This is a genomic window from Bradyrhizobium sp. 40 (genome assembly GCF_023100925.1).
In the GTDB taxonomy this organism is placed as follows: domain Bacteria; phylum Pseudomonadota; class Alphaproteobacteria; order Rhizobiales; family Xanthobacteraceae; genus Bradyrhizobium.
The window spans coordinates 2,669,595-2,685,473 of the sequence record NZ_CP064688.1 but is presented as its reverse complement, the minus strand read 5'-3'; the positions used below and the strand labels follow the sequence as shown (position 1 = coordinate 2,685,473).

Below are 15,879 nucleotides of genomic sequence, written 5' to 3'. Positions count from 1 at the left end.
TTCTGGCTGCACTAGAAGGACGTGGATGGCCGGGCCAAGCCCGACCATGACGTCTCGTTGAGTGGCTCCGACTTGGCATCAGCGGCGACCGTCAGTCCGGGCTTGCCGATATGCACCACCGGCACATTCCGCGGATCGTGACCGGGCGTCTCGGCCGTGAAAGTCTTGCTGCGCGTTACCAGGAAATCAACGATGTGGTTGCGCAGCGCGTAGTACAGCGGATGGCGGTGCAAATCGGTGCGGCCGCGATCCCGCGGCAGCGGGTTCTCGACGACCTCGGCCAGCACCGCGCCGGGACCGTTGGTCATCAGGAAGATCTTGTCGGCGAGGTAGATCGCCTCGTCGACGTCATGGGTGATCATGAACGCGGTCTGCCCGGTCTCCAGACAGATGCGCCGCACCTCGTCCTGCAGCGTGCCGCGCGTCAGCGCATCGAGTGCCGAGAACGGCTCGTCCATCAGCATCATCTTTGGCGTGATCGACAGCGCACGCGCGATGCCCACGCGCTGCTTCATGCCACCGGAAAGCTCGGAAGGTCGCTTGTGTTCCGACCCCGTCAGGCCGACGAGATCGATAAATTTCTGCGCATGCGCCTTCACCCTGGCGCGATCCCAGTTCCGCCATTTCGAGCTGACGGCGTAGGCAACGTTACCGAGCACGGTGCGCCAGGGCAGCAGCGCATGGCTCTGGAAGATCACGGCGCGATCGAGGCTCGTCCCTGAAATGGCCTGCCCGTCGACGATCACCGCGCCCTCGCTCGGCGCATCGAGGCCGGCGAGGATGTTGAGCACCGTGGTCTTGCCGCAGCCGGAATGGCCGATCACGCAGCAGAACTCGCCGCGCGCCATCGACAGCCAGAGATTCTCGAAGACCGCCGTTGTCGCGCCGCCTGCGCCCGGATAGCGCTTTGCGATGGCTTCGATCGAGATGAATTTTTCGGTCACGGCCCTACTCCGGAAACGTGACCATGCGCGTGAAGCGCGCGAGGATCTGGTCGAGCAGCATGCCGACGATCCCGATCAGCAGGATCGCGATGATCACGTTGGTGATCGAGAGGTTGTTCCACTCGTTCCAGACGAAATAGCCGATGCCGGTGCCGCCGACGAGCATTTCGGCCGCGACGATCACGAGCCAGGCGATGCCAATCGAGATGCGCATGCCGGTCAAAATCGTCGGCGCCGCCGCCGGCAGGATCACGGTGAAGGCGCGCCTGATCGTTCCGACCTCAAGCGTTCGCGCGACGTTGATCCATTCCTTGCGTACGCTCGCAACCCCGAACACGGTGTTGAGCAGCATCGGCCAGATCGAGCAGATGAAGATGACGAAGATCGCGGAGATCGAGGAATCCTTGATGGTGTAGAGCGCGAGCGGCATCCACGCCAGCGGCGAGATCGGCTTCAGCAGCTGGATGAAGGGATCGAGCGCCTGGCTGAGCAGCGGCGACATGCCGATCAGGAAGCCGAGCGGGATGGCGACCAGCACGGCGAGCAGATAGCCGGTGCCGACGCGCGCGATGGAATAACCGAGCTGGATGGCGAGCCCCTTGTCGTTCGGCCCGTTGTCGTAGAACGGCCTCCTCACATGCTCCCAGAGTTTTGCGCCGACATCGACCGGCCCCGGCATGGCGGATTTGCCCTGCGTCGCAGTCAGGCCCATCAGCTTGGCGTATTCCGGGCTCATCGTGGCCACCGGTGCCGTCGAGCGCACGGCGAGATGCCAGACGCCGAGGAACGCGACGAGCAGCACGATCGAGACGAGGCCGGCACGGAGACGGAGGGAGCTGGTGGTCATCTCCCTCTCCCCCAGTCGTCCCGGCGAAGGCCGGGACCCATAACCCCAGGGAGAAGTTTGGCGGAGATTAGTTGTTCGGTACTGCTACCTTCCGCGATCGACAAATCACGCGGTATGGGTCCCGGCCCCCGTGCGCAGCGCGCACTAGGCCGGGACGACAGCGGAGGCACAGCGCGGCCCATCACGACGCCTTCCTGATCTTGAAGCCCGCCAGATAATCCTCCGGCTTGGCCGGATCGAAAGTCTTTCCCATCACGGCGAACGATTTGTAGCTGCTGGCTGGCGGCGCCAGGCCCATCTCCGTCATCAGCTTCCTGGTGTCGGTGGCGAGATACACCTGCTCGGCGACCGCCTTGTAGTCGACATCGCCCTTGATCTGACCCCAGCGCTTCATCTGCGTCAGCATCCACACCGCAAAGGACTGCCAGGGGAACGGGTCGAAATCGACGCGCTTTTCATCCGTCTTCACGCCGCCGAGGCCATCGGCATAGGTGCCGGTCAAGACCTGTTCCAGCACCGTGACCGGCGCGTTGATGTAGTTCGCCGGCGCGATCGCCTCGGCGATCTGCTTGCGATTCTCCGCCTTCGACGCATAGGCGGTGGCATCGACGATCGCGCGCGTCAGCGCGGCAAAGCTGTTCGGCGCCGTGGTGATGAACTCGCGGCTGGCGGCGAAGCTGCAGCAGGGATGGCCGTCCCAGATTTCCTTGGACAACAGATGCATGAAGCCGACGCCGTCATAGATCGCGCGCTGGCAGATGTTGTCGGGCGCGAGAAAGCCGTCGATGTTGTCGGCGCGCAGGTTTGCCACCATTTCCGGCGGCGGTACCGAGCGCAGCTGCACGTCGGTGTCGGGGTCGATGCCGTGTTCGGCGAGATAGTAGCGCAGCAGATAATTGTGCATGGAATAGTCGAAGGGGATGGCGAATTTCATGCCCTTCCAGTCCTTCGGGTCGCGCTTGTCCTTGTGCTTGCTCGCCAGCACGATGCCCTGCCCGTTGATGTTCTCGATCGCGGGCACGGCGAATGGAATGGCGTTGGCACCTAAGCCAAGCGAAATCGCGAGCGGCATCGGCGCCAGCATGTGCGCGGCGTCGTATTCCTTGTTGATGGTCTTGTCGCGGATCACGGCCCAGCCGGCGGTCTTGACCACGTCGACGTTGAGGCCGTGCTTGGCATAGAAGCCCAGCGGCGCCGCCATGATGATCGGCGTGGCGCAGGTGATCGGGATGAAGCCGACCTTGAGATCCTTCTTTTCCGGCGCGCCGGCCTGCGCAAAGACTTCGGTAGCGGTCTGAAGCGGGAAGAACTGCGACAGCGCGGCCAGCGCGGTGGAGGCACCGACCGACTTCAAGAATGCGCGCCGCGCAACGTCCTGCGGAAACATCGCGCGCATCACGGCAGAAGCGACCACGCCCTCGTAGCGCTTCTCCTCGCTCTCGACGGGATCACAGCGCAACGCGGTGGCCTGCTCATGCTCCGCCGCGGATTGATGCTGACCGCAGGCACAGCCGGCTCGCAGGTTGCGATCGGGATCAAACGGATTGTCGAAAGTGGACATCGGACCTCCTGCGCGTCGTTGCGAGGAGAATTACGCAAGGAGCATGCCATCACCTTCAGGCTGGCCAGTGCCTTGATGACGCGGCACTTTCGCTCGCACTTGGTCGTTACGAAAATTCGTGATAAACGATATTTCGTAGCTTAATAACGAGATTTCGTAATGGCAACGACGCCACTACTCGCCCACGATGATGTGGCCCCGACCATCGATCCGCGCGTCGCGGCCTTCGAATCCTCCGTCGAGGCGACGCTGCTGGTCGATCCCTTCGGCGACCAGATCGTCGATGCCAATCCCGCTGCTTGCACCCTGCTCGGCTACGACCGCGCGCTGCTGCGCCAGACCAGGGCGAGCACGCTGCATGCCGGCGAGCTTCCGGCGCTGACCGTGTTCACCCAGGCCGTGCTGCACAAAGGCGCCTACTGGACTACGGCGCTCAACCCACGCCATGCCACCGGGCAAAATCTCCGGCTCGAATATGCCGGCTGCGTCCTGCCCCATGACGGGCGCACGCTGGTCCAGCTCACCCTGACCGATCTCGACGCGCGCCGCCGCCGCAATGTCGACGCCGCCGCCGAAGACCACATGCGCAGCGGCATCTCGACCTGGCAGCGGGTCGAGCGCGTGTTCCAGGACATCGAGCGCGAGAACCAGCTGATCCTGCGGGCCGCCGGCGAAGGCATTTACGGCGTCAACGCGGAAGGAAAGACCACCTTCGTGAACCCCGCCGCCGAGCGGATGCTGGGCTGGACTGCCGAGGAGCTGGTCGGCAAGGAAATCCATCCCATCATGCACCACACCCACCATGACGGGCGGCACTATCACAACCATGACTGCCCGATCTATGCGGCGTTCCGCGACGGCGCCGTGCACCAGGTCGACGGCGAGGTGTTCTGGCGCAAGGACGGCTCGCCGGCCTGGGTCGAATACACCTCCACGCCGATCCGTGATCGCGGCGTGGTGGTCGGTGCCGTCGTGGTGTTTCGCGACGTCAGCCAGCGGCGCGAGGCCGACGAGAAGCTGCACGCCGCGCTCGCCGAGGTCGATCGCCTGCGCGAACGTCTCGAGCTCGAAAACGCCTACCTCCAGGAAGAAATCCGGATCGAGACCAATCCGCGCGGCATCATCGGTGGCAGCGAGGCGATCCAGACGACGCTGCGCCAGGTCAAGCTGGTGGCGCCGACCAGCGCCGCGGTGATGATCACCGGGGAATCTGGCACCGGCAAGGAGCTGATCGCGCGCGCCATCCACGAGGATTCCACCCGCAGCGACCGGCCGCTGATCCGCGTCAACTGCGCCGCGATCCCGCGCGAATTGTTCGAGAGCGAATTCTTCGGCCATGTCCGCGGCGCCTTCACCGGCGCGACGCGCGACCGCATCGGCCGGTTCGAACTCGCCGATGGCGGCACGCTGTTCCTCGACGAGGTCGGCGAGATCCCGCTCGAATTGCAAGGCAAGCTGCTGCGCGTCTTGCAGGAGGGCAATTTCGAGCGCGTCGGCCAGGAGCGCACGCGCGCGGTCGACGTCCGCGTCATCGCCGCGACCAATCGCGACCTCAAGCAGGAGGTGCAGCGCGGGCGTTTTCGCGAGGACCTCTATTTCCGGCTCAACGTGTTTCCGATCGAGACGGTGCCCCTGCGCGAACGACGCGAGGATATTGCGCTGCTCGCCCAGCATTTCCTCACGCGCGAGAGCAAGGCGCTGAAATCGAATCTGCGCTTGTCGGAGGGCGATGCGCGGCGGCTGACGCGCTATGACTGGCCGGGCAATGTCCGCGAACTCCAGAACGTAATCGAGCGCGCCGCGATCCTGTCGCAGAACGGCCGTTTGCGGATCGATCTCCCCGACCCCTCCGGCACGCAGGCCCCAGCCGGCGCCGCGCGGCAGAAGGCTGACGCACGGACCGCTGTGATGACGTCATCCGAAATGCGCGACCACGAGCGCGCCAACATCCTGGCCGCGCTCGAGGGCTGCGCCGGAAAAGTGTTCGGCCCCGGTGGCGCGGCCGAGATGCTGGATATCAAGCCGACCACGCTGGCCTCGCGGATCAAGGCGCTGGGAATCGCGCCCCGTCCGCGGGCCGGCGGCTAGCGGCGATCACGCCGCCTTGGTCGTGACCTCCGATGCGATCGGCAATCCCTGCTCGATCGGCAGCGACGGATCGCGCGACCATTCGTTCCAGGAGCCGAAATACATCCGCACGTCCTTCACGCCGGCGTTCTTGAGCGCCAGGAACGTGTTCGAGGCGCGCGCCCCCTTGAAGCAGTAGAGATAGACCGGCGTGGAGGGCGAGATGCCGACCGTGGCGCATTCCGCCAGGATCTCGTCCTTGGATTTGAAGCGCGGTCCCTCGGCGGTCGGTTTCATCATGCGATACCATTCCAGCCACACCGCGCCGGGAATGCGGCCCTTGCGCGGGCAGAAATCCTTCCCGTAGGGCGACGAGCTGTCGCCGATCCATTCGTCGACGTCGCGTACGTCGAGAATGGCGACGCCCGGCTTGCCGACCGCCCCCAGCATGGTCTTGGCGTCGATCAAAATCTCGCCCGCTTCGGGCACGATTCCGAACGACGCCTTCGCAGGCGCCGGCACGTCTTTCGTCACCGGAAGACCTGCGGCAGCCCAGGCATCGAAGCCGCCATGCAGCACCTTGATCTTGGGATAGCCGAGCATGGTGAGCAGGTAGTAGCCGCGGCAGGACTGGCCGAAGCCGGAGTTCATCGACTGCTCGTAGATCACGGCCGTCTCCTTGCCGGACAGACCCGCGCCGCCGAAGGCATCGGCGAACTTGGTCTTCAGCTCGCTCATGCCTTCTGGCGTCGAGGTCGCAAGAAACGTGAATATCTCATGCACGTTCACGGCGTTGGGAAGGTGCCCGGCGCCATAGGCGTCGGGGTTGCGGGTGTCGATCACGACACAGGGCTCGGTTTTCAAGAGATCGGCAAGTTCGCTGGCAGAGATCAGAACGTCCGTCATTGGCAGCCTCTCCGTTGAGGTTAGATGGTGGGTGGGGCTCGTAAAACTCAGGAATCGGCAAGCATCTTGCGCAGCTGCTTGGTGGCAGGCGTGACGATCGCGACGAAATAGGCCTCGCGCAGGCGGCGCTGCGCGCGGTGGCTCTTGAGGTAGCCGCGCGCGCCACAATGCAGCATCGCCGCATGCGCCGCCGCGACGCTGGCTTCACCGGCGCGCAGCCTGAGCGCGATCACCTTGCGCCAGTAGGTCTCCTCCTCGTTGTAGGGATCACGCGCCAGCGCCATGGTCTCGGCCTCGAGCTCGGCGGCGATATCGCGGAAGTGCACCGGCTGTTGCGGCAGATAGCGGTTGATGTGGCCGAGGGGATTGTCGACCTCGTCCATGATGTTGATGCAGTCCTTGATGAGCCCGAGCGCCATGCCGGCCTGCAGCAGGATGAAGCCGGCGCGGATCTTCTTCACGAAAGGCGCGGCGGGATCGGCCAGGATCAGCTCGTCAGGCACGAAGGCGTCCCGGAACTGCACGCCATAGGTGCCGGTGCCGTCCATGGCGAGGAACGGCTTGCATGGCGTCAGTGTGATCGCGGGATCGGAGCAGTCCGCTAAAAACATCACTTGGCCGGGCTCGCCACTTGCGATGCCCGGCTCGTCCTCGCGTTCGAAGATGGTGCCGAAATAATGATCCGGTCCGAGATTGGACACCCAAGGCAGCGCGCCGCGCACGATGTAGCCGCCTTCGACCTTGCGCCCCTTCAGCTTGAGCTTTTCGATGCCGAAAAAGCTCTTCATCGGATTGGAGAGTCCGGTGCCGCCGAGCACGCGACCGGTCGAGAACGCATCGCCGAAGCGCTTTGCCAGCTTCATGTTGGTCGAGTTGGCCGCGTACCAGACCAGCGTGTTCTGGCACCACGCCATGAAGGCAGTGCTGCCGCAGACCTCACCGATTGCCGCCATCGCCTGAATGGCACAGCGCAGATCGGCAGGCCCTTCGTGCGGCACGTGACTGCCCCAGGCACCGACCTCGCCGAGCTTGTGCAGCACATCGGCCGGATAAATGGTGCCGGCATCGATGCCGGCGGCGAGCGGCGCGAGCTGCTCCCGCGCGATCCGCGCCACCTCGCCTGCAATGGACGGTGCGGGCTGATCCAAAATTTCGGCCCGTGATAAAGCCAGTGAACCCATGATCGTCTCCCGCACCTTGTCCTGTTGCCGTCAGCTCAGATGCCGACCTCGAGATTGACCGGGCGGGTGAAGGTGTTGGCGACCGGCGACCATTGCTTCACATGGGCGACCAGCGCATTGATTTCGTCCGGCGAGATCCCCTCACATTCCATGTCGACCTTGACGCGCACGTCCGTAAATCCAACGGGCTTGTCCGAGACGTCGCCGGTGCCCCAGACGGCGGTAATGTTGAGATCGCCCTCGAGCTCGAGCTCGAGCTTGTTGACGATCCAGCCGCGATGCACGGCGTTGGCGTGCAGGCCGACGGCGAGGCAGGAGCCCAGCGCGGCGAGCGAAGCTTCGGACGGATTGGGCGCAGTGTCGTCGCCGAGCAGACCGGGCGGCTCGTCGACGATGTAGGGCTGCAAATTGCGGATGTAGTTGGCGTGGCGGAATTTTCCTTCCGCGACCGTCTTGCACTTCAAGGTCTTGATGACCTTCGGATTGGCCTTGCCGTTGGCGATCAGTTGCTCGAGGCCATTCTTGTCGATGGGCGCGAGGCAACCCGTCAGCACTGTCTTTTGAACGACGGCAGTCATCATCTTCTCCCTGGCAGAAGTGGAAATCGGTAGGATACCGAACGGTCTGTTTCCTTGCATGGAGCGTGCCAGAGCCGACCAAAATCAAAAGGCGAAGTATTGGAGCCGCTTAGCGAACGCTGCCTGCGAATTGATCAGCCGCCGTTTGCTCAAAGGCGATGCAGACGGGCTTTCCCGTGCGAATCTTTTCAGCGCGGACAGATGCGGCTTGCTGATGCGGCGCGGCTGCGGGTAAGTTTGGACTCATGGCCAAGCCCTCACTGAACAAGACGTCAAAGAAGTCTCATTCGCCGCACGGCGGCGCCAGTGACGACGAGTCCGCGCGCGGACGCCTGCTCAGCGCCGCGACGCATCTGTTCTGCAAGAACGGCATCAACGCCACCGGCATCGACGCGATCATCGCGGAAGCCGGCACCGCGAAGACCACGCTCTATAAATTATTCGGCTCCAAGACCAATCTCGTCAACGCGGTGCTGGAGAGCGAAGGCAAGCAGTGGCGCGAATGGTTCATCGGCGCCATGGAAGAAGGCGGCGGCGACGCGCAGGCCAAGCTCACGCGCATCTTCCCGGCCCTGAAGAGCTGGTTCGCGGAGGAGCGCTTCTACGGCTGCCCCTTCATCAATGCGGTCGGCGAGCACGACAAGGACGCCAAGCAGTTCCGCAACATCGCGATGAAGCACAAGAAGATCGTGCTCGGCCACATCGAGAAGCTCGCTGGCGAGCTCGGTTCGAACGAGCCCCTCGTGCTCGCACATCAGCTCGGGCTGTTGATCGACGGCGCCATCGTCGCGGCGATGGTGTCGCGCGATCCGGGCGTGGCCGATACGGCGGCGCTGACGGCGGGCCCCCTGCTCAGCCAGTCCAAGGCAAAGAAGAAGCGCGCGGTGGATCAGCTCGAGGCAGTGTGATCGGTCCCATCCCGTAGCCCGCATGAGCGCAGCGACATGCGGGACGACCGTCCCCGGATGTCGCTTCGCTCATCCGGGCTACGGCACTCGCAGCCGCTCCCTCGGTAACGCAGCGATGAACCGCCCGATCGCACCGAGTACCGGTCCCTGATCACCCGCAAAAAACCAGTGATCGTTGCCGTCGAGCTCGACGAATTGCGCACCTTTGATCCGGCTCGCCACATCGCGGCCGGCCGCGATCCGTACGGCCTTGTCGTCACGACGATGCAGCACTAGTGTCGGCATGGCAATCTGCGGCAAAAGCTGCCGCACGTCGGCGTCGCGAAACGCCTCGAGCACCGCCGAGATGCCGCCGGGACTGGAGGCCGCGCGCAATAGCCCCGCCCACCAGGCGCGTGCCTGGGGATCGCTCGCAAGGCTGGGCGCGAACGTCTCAATCTCCACCGGACCTCCCCATTGCGCGATGAGGTGCTTGCTCCAGGCGTCGTACTGGCTGGCGCGCAGCGCGTGCGGATAATCCTGCGACCAGCAGCCCTTGGCCAATGCACCGAACAGGATGAGTCCGGCCACGAGACGCGGTTCATCGACCGCAAATTTGATGCAGGCTGGTCCACACTCGGATGCGCCGAACAGCACGACGCGGCGCGAGCCGGTCGCGCGGAGCACCGTGCCGATATCCTCCGCGGTGACCTCGATACCGGGGGCCGATCCAACCCGGTCGGACAACCCGATGCCGCGACGATCAAACACGATCAGGCGCCCAAGCTTCATCAGCGAGGCCAGAAACGCCCGGCTCGCGGGGTGCTCCCAGGCGCGCTCCACATGCGACACGAAGCCGGGCATGACCAGGATGTCGAGCGGGCCGCTGCCGTAGGTCTGATACGCCAGATGCACACCAGCGCCCTTGACGTAGCGCGTCGCTGGAACGTCGGCTGCCGCCGCAGGACTCATCAACGCCTCGGTCTCGGCTTCGGGCGTAACACCAAGCTCGTCGCGCAGCCGCTGCCTCAGTGCCGCGTGGTGCCGCTCTGCCGCACTGCGGTCACCCGCCAGCAGCAGACTGCGGATCAGATGCCGGCCGTAGACCTCGCTCAAAGGATCGAGCTCGACCAGACGGGTCGCATGCGTGGCCGCGGAAAAGTAGTCGCCGGCGGCGGTCTTGTCCTGCACCAGGCGCTCCAGCGCGTGCATCAGCCGTCCCCGCAGCGCCTCGCGGCGGAAGAACGCCCAGTCGTCGAATTCCGGACAGTCCTCCGGGGAGAACCCTGCGAGGAAATCTCCCCGATAAATCTGGCAGGCCTCGTCAAAGTCAGCGCGATCGCAAGCGCCCTCGAACAGATGCGCATCGACCTTCAACGCGACCGCCGGAGACCATCGCACGCTGGTGCGGTCGGTCTCGAAAACCTGCTGACCGAGCGTCAGCTCGATGCGGTGAAGCAGCCGCCGCAATCGCGCTAGCCCGGTCTCGCGGTCAGTTTCAGGCCACAGCAGCGTCGCCACGATTTCGCGGGCCACGGCGCCCTTGGCCTCCGCGAGATAGACCAGCAGCGCGAGGCCCTTGCGCAAGGCCAATTTGATCGGGCGGCCGTCGGCGTAGACCTCAGGGAACCCGAATGTCCCCAGCGAGAAAACCGTCATGAAAGTCCTCCCTCCCCTCGCGGCGCCCCCGGGGGACGCACAGGGGACGGTCCAGCAATAGCAGTCGGGGCAGATCGAGCCTGCTCGCCGGCGAGCAATTCAGGCTCCTGCATGCGGCACGGCTGCATCAGGCACAATAGGAAAAAACATGATCTCGCGCCTCCTGATCCTGCTCTACGCCATCGTGAGCTACGTGATCTTCACGGTCTCATTTCTCTATGCGCTCGGTTTCGTCGGCAATTATGTCGTGCCCAAGTCGATTGATAAGTCGATCGACATGCCGATCGGCGTCGGCAGCCCGACGGACCTGAGCGTGGCCATCGTCGTCAACCTGCTGCTCATGAGCCTGTTTGCAATCCAGCACAGCGTGATGGCGCGCCCGGTCTTCAAGCGATGGTCGGCCAAATTCCTTCCCCCCGCCTGCCAGCGCAGCACCTATGTGCTGCTCTCCAGCCTGATCCTGCTGTTGCTGTTCTGGCAGTGGCGCCCGATCCCGACGCCGGTCTGGCAAGCGAGCGGAATCGCGGCCTGGTTGCTAATCGGCGTGCATTGGCTTGGCTGGCTGATCGCGTTCGCCTCGACCCACATGATCGATCATTTCGATCTGTTCGGCCTGCGCCAGGCCTTCGTCGCGTTCCGCGGGAGCGAGATACCAGGTCAATCGTTCAGAACACCACTGCTCTACAAGATCGTGCGGCATCCCATCATGCTCGGCTTCCTGCTCGCGTTCTGGGCCACGCCCGAGATGACCGTCGGCCACCTTCTGTTTGCGCTCGCAAACACCGCCTACATCCTGGCCGCGCTTCAGTTCGAGGAGCGCGACCTGATCGCCGAATTCGGCGCGACGTACCAGGATTATCGCCGACGCGTTCCCATGCTGCTGCCGCGTCTTTTCGGTCGTCGGACGGAAGATCGCCAGCCGCCTCGGCCTGCTGGAGCGTCGCAATGAATGCAGTATCAACTATTCCCCGGATGTCGGCGGAGGCCGCCACGTTTGCCGATACGCTGGATGGGCTTGACGTCGGTCTTTGTCTCGTTGACGCGGAGGCGCGTCTCATTCACGCCAATACTGCCGGGCAGGACATGATCGAAGCGCGCGACATCCTGCACGAAATCCGCGGGCACCTCGCGGCTTGCGATCCGACGGTCAACCGGACCCTGCAGCATTTTTTCGCAGCCGCCGGGCAGGAAAACGCGTTCCTCGGCGCCGACGGGATCGCGGTGCCGATGATCGGGCGGGATGGGAAGCGCCACGTCGCCCATGCTCTGCCGTTGACTTCCGGCGCGCGCCGACTTGGGGGCGTCGCCTACAGCGCCGTCGCAGCGTTGTTCGTCCGCAGGGCGGCGCTCACGATACCGCCTCGTTCCGAAGTGATCGGCAAGGCATTCAAACTGACGCCGACCGAGTTGCGTGTGATGCTCGCGATCGTCGAACTCGGCGGCATTCCCGAAGTGGCGGCGGCGCTCGGCGTCGCCAATACGACGATCAAGACGCATGTCCGGCGCCTGTTTGAAAAGACCGGTGCAGCGCGACAGGCAGATTTCGTCAAGCTTGTCGCGGGATATGCGACGCCATTACGCAAACCTGCCGAATGCAGACAATCCGTTGGAGCGACACGATGAGAGCAATTCTATGCAGCTCATTCACTGGCCCCGCCGATTTGCGCCTCAGTGAAATCGACGAGCCGAAGCCCTCCGGCGACGAGATCCTGATCGACGTCCATGCGGCCTCCGTCAGTTTCATGGACCAGTTGATGGTCTCGGGACTCTACCAGATGCGGCCGCCGACGCCCTTCGTGCCCGGCACGGAAGCATCCGGTGTCGTCATCGCGGTCGGCGGCGAGGTCACGGCATTCGCTCCCGGCGACCGCGTGGCATGCAGCGCCTGGACCGGCGGCTACGCCGAACGGATGATAGCGAAGGACTCAAAGTGCGTGCTTCTGCCGGAAGGCGTCGCGTTCGAGGCAGCGGCGACGGTCCTGCACAATTACGGCACGGCCTATTATGCGCTGGTCGAGCGGGCCAGGGCGCAGCGCGGCGAAACGCTGTTCGTCACGGGCGCTGCCGGCGGAGTTGGCCTTGCCGCCGTCGATCTCGGCCGCCATTTGGGCTTGCGCGTCGTCGCCGGTATCGGCTCCGATGACAAGGCCGCCCTGGTTCGCAATTATGGAGCCAGCGACATCGTCAATTATCGTAGCGAGGATCTGCGCGACCGGATCAAGGCGATCACCGGCGGCGAAGGGATCGATATCGGCTTCGACAATGTCGGCGGCGCGATATTCCAGCAGATGGCCCGGTCGATGAAGTGGGGCGGAAGGCTGATGCCGATCGGCTTCACCAGCGGCGAGATTCCCCAGCTCCCAATGAACCTTCCGCTGCTGAAGAACTATTCCATCCTCGGGGTCTTCGTCGGCGCCTGGGCGGAGAAATTCTCGCTCGAAGCAGCGCGCATGAACGCCACGCTGATGCAATTGCTGGCCGGCGGAAAAATCCGCCCGCACATCGATCGCATCCTCCCTTTGGAGGAGGCCGGCGAAGCCATGCGTGCCGTGGCCAACCGAACGGTTCAGGGGCGAATTGTCCTCAAGATCAGGTAAAGTGCACGGGGAAGAGAGAACAAAACCGATGACAAAGATCATCATCGACAAACGCTTTTGCGGTCCTCCGAACTCCGGCAACGGCGGCTATGTCTGCGGCCGGCTGGCCCGGCACATTCCCGGCGCCGCGGAGATCACGCTGCGCGCACCGCCGCCGCTGGACACGCCACTCGATGCGGTCGCAACGGACGACGGCGCATGGCAGCTTCGCGATGGCGACAAGATCGTCGCGACCGGGCGGCCGGCAAGCGTCGAGCTTGCGCGCGTGGAAACAGCCAGCTTCGAGGAGGCCTGCGCCGCCGAATTGTTGACGCCGGTGAAGCCGCACGAGCATCCGCTGCCGACATGTTTCGTGTGCGGCCCCGCAAGGGCCAAGGGAGACGGCCTGCGCATTTTTGCCGGCTCGCTCGCGCGTCCCTCGCACAGCGCCGTTCTGGCAGCGAGCTGGACACCGGATAAGAATCTCGCCGCTGACGACGGCCTCGTCGCGCCGGAATTCCTCTGGTCGGCGCTCGATTGCCCCACCGGCTTTGCCTGCAATTGCGATCCGCAGACCGGCAGCTTCGACAAGGCACCGTTGCTGCTGGGGCGGATGTCGGCGCGGATCGAGGCCCGCCCGCACCCCGGCGAGCCCTGCATCATCACGGCCTGGCCGACGGGCCGCGATGGCCGCAAGCGCACGGCCGAGGCTGCGGTGCATGATGGAGCCGGGAAGTTGCTGGCGGTGGCGCGCACGACATGGATTGCGGTGGAGCGCGAGGTGCAGCTCGGGCGTCCTTCGTAGAGGGACATGGGCGGCCGGCCAGCTTTCCGGCTAACCACGGGAGCACTCCACTTTGCCATCCGTGCGACGCTGCCAACGGTCGAGAAGCGTTGAACCCACGTTTAATCAAAGATACTCTTGCAGCTGTCGCCAAGCAAAAAAGATCCAAGAGGGTACGCGATGGTCCGCAAGTTAAAGGCATTTGCAATCCTTGCTACGGGCATGTTCGTCGCTGGCGTCGCAAATGCCGAGGCACAGCAGCCGGAGCTTAATGCGCCTGACCTCGTCCTCGTTAATGGCAAGGTTCTGACCTTAGACGACCGATCGACCGTCACGGAGGCAGTCGCCGTCGCGGATGGAAAGATCATCGCGACCGGAACCAGTGCTTCGATCAAGGCGCTTGCAGGCGCCCGGACCCGCGTGCTCGACGTGTCCGGCAAGACCGTCATCCCCGGATTGATCGATACACACGCTCACTTCAAGGCCGCTGGTCTGGGCGACTACGTCGTAAGCCTGGGCCGAGCCAAGACCGTCGCGGACGCGCTCGAGGCCATCAAATCATTCGCCACCAAGAAGAAACCGGGTGAGTGGATTGTAGGTGGCGCGTGGCATCCGCCCTCACAATTGGCCGAGAAGCGCTATCTCACGAGGCAGGAGATCGATAGTGTTGCTCCGAACAACCCGGTCTATCTTCGCACCGTCGGGCATTTCTCGATGGCGAACACCATGGCTCTACAAGTGGTCGGTGTCGACAAGACCACCGCGGACCCGAGTGGTGGTAAGTTTGAACGCGACGCAGCCGGTGACTTGACCGGCGTGCTCGTGGAGACGGCAATCGATCGGGTCGAGAAGGCCGTACCACCTTGGACAGAAGACGACGAAATGCGGCAATTCACCATTGCCGAAGGTGTGCTGAACAGCTTCGGCATCACCAGTGTGATCGAAGGCGCAACAGAGCCACGTGACGTCCGAACGCTGCAGAAGCTTGTCGCAGCGGGGAAAGCCACTTTGCGCACCGGCGTGATGTTTCGGCCGGAGCCCCCCACCGATCTGACCGCATGGGAAGCGATCATGTCAGGCAATGGCGCCTCCTCAGGGTTCGGTGACGATTGGCTCAAGTTCGCCGGCATCAAGATCTTTTACGACGGCGGCATGACGCTGAAGACGGCGCTCATGCGTGACGTGTACCCCGATTCACACGACAACTATCACGGCATCACGCAGCAGACACCTGAGCGGCTGAAGCAACTCATCTCCATCTGCAACCGTTATGACTGGCGTGTCGGAGTCCACGTCGTGGGCGACCTGGGTGTTGACCAGGTGCTCGATGCCTTCGAGGCAGCGGATAAAGAAAAATCGATCCGCGACCGTCGCTTCGTCCTCATCCACGCCAGCCTGATCCGGCCAGAACAGATGGAGCGTGCGCAAAGACTAGGAGTCCGCATCGATTTCCAGAACGTTTTCATGTGGGATAAGGGAGCGACCGTCGAACGATTTCTCGGGAAAGCGACCGCTGACCGCGCCGTGCCGACCAGGACGTTGATCGAAAAAATGGGACTCAACAGCCTCGGCGCCGGGACGGATTTTCCGGTCAACCCGATCAACCCCTTCCTCAACATGTACATCATGGTGACCAGGAAGGATCCCAACGGAAACATCTACGGCTCGGCAGAAGCTATTACGCGCGAGCAGGCCCTACGGCTCTACAGCAGCGCGGCTTCGCGCTACAACTTCGATGAAGCCCGCAAAGGGACCATTGAGCCCGGAAAGTTGGCGGACGTCGTGGTGCTCTCCGCTGACTACGCGGCCGTGCCCGAGGAGCAGATCAAGGACATCAAGGCGGACCTGACGCTGGTCGGCGGCAAGGTTGTCTTTCAGCGCTGAACCGG

The 15,879-nt window shown here is 63.8% G+C and carries 14 protein-coding genes; 7 read left to right on the top strand and 7 right to left on the bottom strand.

Annotated features, from left to right (window positions below):
• Positions 1–11 precede the first annotated feature (11 nt).
• From IVB40_RS12785 to IVB40_RS12775, 3 genes are all read right to left on the bottom strand, one after another.
• On the bottom strand, positions 12–944 hold the full coding sequence (locus IVB40_RS12785) for an ABC transporter ATP-binding protein (protein WP_247818983.1): 933 nt from the start codon (positions 942–944) through the stop codon (positions 12–14).
• A 4-nt stretch (positions 945–948) separates the two neighbouring features.
• Positions 949–1,791: a nitrate ABC transporter permease gene (gene ntrB, locus IVB40_RS12780; protein ID WP_247818982.1), complete on the bottom strand. Its 843-nt coding sequence runs from the start codon at positions 1,789–1,791 to the stop codon at positions 949–951.
• Positions 1,792–1,972: 181 nt separating this feature from the next.
• Positions 1,973–3,352: a CmpA/NrtA family ABC transporter substrate-binding protein gene (locus tag IVB40_RS12775; RefSeq protein ID WP_247400392.1), complete on the bottom strand. Its 1,380-nt coding sequence runs from the start codon at positions 3,350–3,352 to the stop codon at positions 1,973–1,975.
• 159 nt (positions 3,353–3,511) lie between these two features.
• Between IVB40_RS12775 and IVB40_RS12770 the strand changes: the two genes are divergently transcribed.
• On the top strand, positions 3,512–5,440 hold the full coding sequence (locus tag IVB40_RS12770; RefSeq protein ID WP_247818981.1) for a sigma 54-interacting transcriptional regulator: 1,929 nt from the start codon (positions 3,512–3,514) through the stop codon (positions 5,438–5,440).
• Between the two features lie 6 nt (positions 5,441–5,446).
• On the opposite strand, the gene IVB40_RS12765 is transcribed toward IVB40_RS12770, so the two are convergent.
• Genes IVB40_RS12765 through IVB40_RS12755 form a run of 3 tightly spaced genes read right to left on the bottom strand, consistent with a single transcriptional unit; the run spans position 5,447 to position 8,084 of the window.
• Entirely contained in the window at positions 5,447–6,325 is an 879-nt protein-coding gene (locus tag IVB40_RS12765) for a sulfurtransferase (protein ID WP_247818980.1), read from the bottom strand.
• A 47-nt stretch (positions 6,326–6,372) separates the two neighbouring features.
• A complete protein-coding gene (locus tag IVB40_RS12760; RefSeq protein ID WP_247818979.1) occupies positions 6,373–7,506 on the bottom strand; it encodes an acyl-CoA dehydrogenase family protein in 1,134 nt (377 codons plus the stop codon).
• Positions 7,507–7,541: 35 nt separating this feature from the next.
• A complete protein-coding gene (locus tag IVB40_RS12755) occupies positions 7,542–8,084 on the bottom strand; it encodes an OsmC family protein (protein ID WP_007612153.1) in 543 nt (180 codons plus the stop codon).
• 245 nt (positions 8,085–8,329) lie between these two features.
• Here IVB40_RS12755 and IVB40_RS12750 point away from each other — a divergent pair, with 245 nt between their 5' ends.
• Positions 8,330–8,992 carry a TetR/AcrR family transcriptional regulator gene (locus tag IVB40_RS12750; protein WP_247818978.1) on the top strand — a complete coding sequence of 221 codons (663 nt, stop codon included), beginning with the start codon at positions 8,330–8,332 and terminating at the stop codon, positions 8,990–8,992.
• A 78-nt stretch (positions 8,993–9,070) separates the two neighbouring features.
• Here IVB40_RS12750 and IVB40_RS12745 read toward each other — a convergent pair whose 3' ends face one another.
• A complete protein-coding gene (locus tag IVB40_RS12745) occupies positions 9,071–10,630 on the bottom strand; it encodes an alpha/beta fold hydrolase (RefSeq protein ID WP_247818977.1) in 1,560 nt (519 codons plus the stop codon).
• Between the two features lie 148 nt (positions 10,631–10,778).
• Here IVB40_RS12745 and mddA point away from each other — a divergent pair, with 148 nt between their 5' ends.
• From mddA to IVB40_RS12720, 5 genes are all read left to right on the top strand, one after another.
• Positions 10,779–11,579: a methanethiol S-methyltransferase gene (mddA, locus tag IVB40_RS12740; protein WP_247818976.1), complete on the top strand. Its 801-nt coding sequence runs from the start codon at positions 10,779–10,781 to the stop codon at positions 11,577–11,579.
• Positions 11,580–11,602: 23 nt separating this feature from the next.
• Positions 11,603–12,253, top strand: a complete 651-nt coding sequence (locus IVB40_RS12735) for a helix-turn-helix transcriptional regulator (protein WP_247818975.1) — start codon at positions 11,603–11,605, stop codon at positions 12,251–12,253.
• A complete protein-coding gene (locus IVB40_RS12730) occupies positions 12,250–13,227 on the top strand; it encodes an NADPH:quinone oxidoreductase family protein (protein WP_247459475.1) in 978 nt (325 codons plus the stop codon). Before IVB40_RS12735 ends, IVB40_RS12730 begins: the two co-directional genes overlap by 4 nt.
• 28 nt (positions 13,228–13,255) lie before the next feature.
• Positions 13,256–14,011, top strand: a complete 756-nt coding sequence (locus tag IVB40_RS12725; protein WP_247818974.1) for a hypothetical protein — start codon at positions 13,256–13,258, stop codon at positions 14,009–14,011.
• Between the two features lie 159 nt (positions 14,012–14,170).
• A complete protein-coding gene (locus IVB40_RS12720; RefSeq protein ID WP_247818973.1) occupies positions 14,171–15,874 on the top strand; it encodes an amidohydrolase in 1,704 nt (567 codons plus the stop codon).
• The last annotated feature ends 5 nt before the right edge of the window (positions 15,875–15,879 follow it).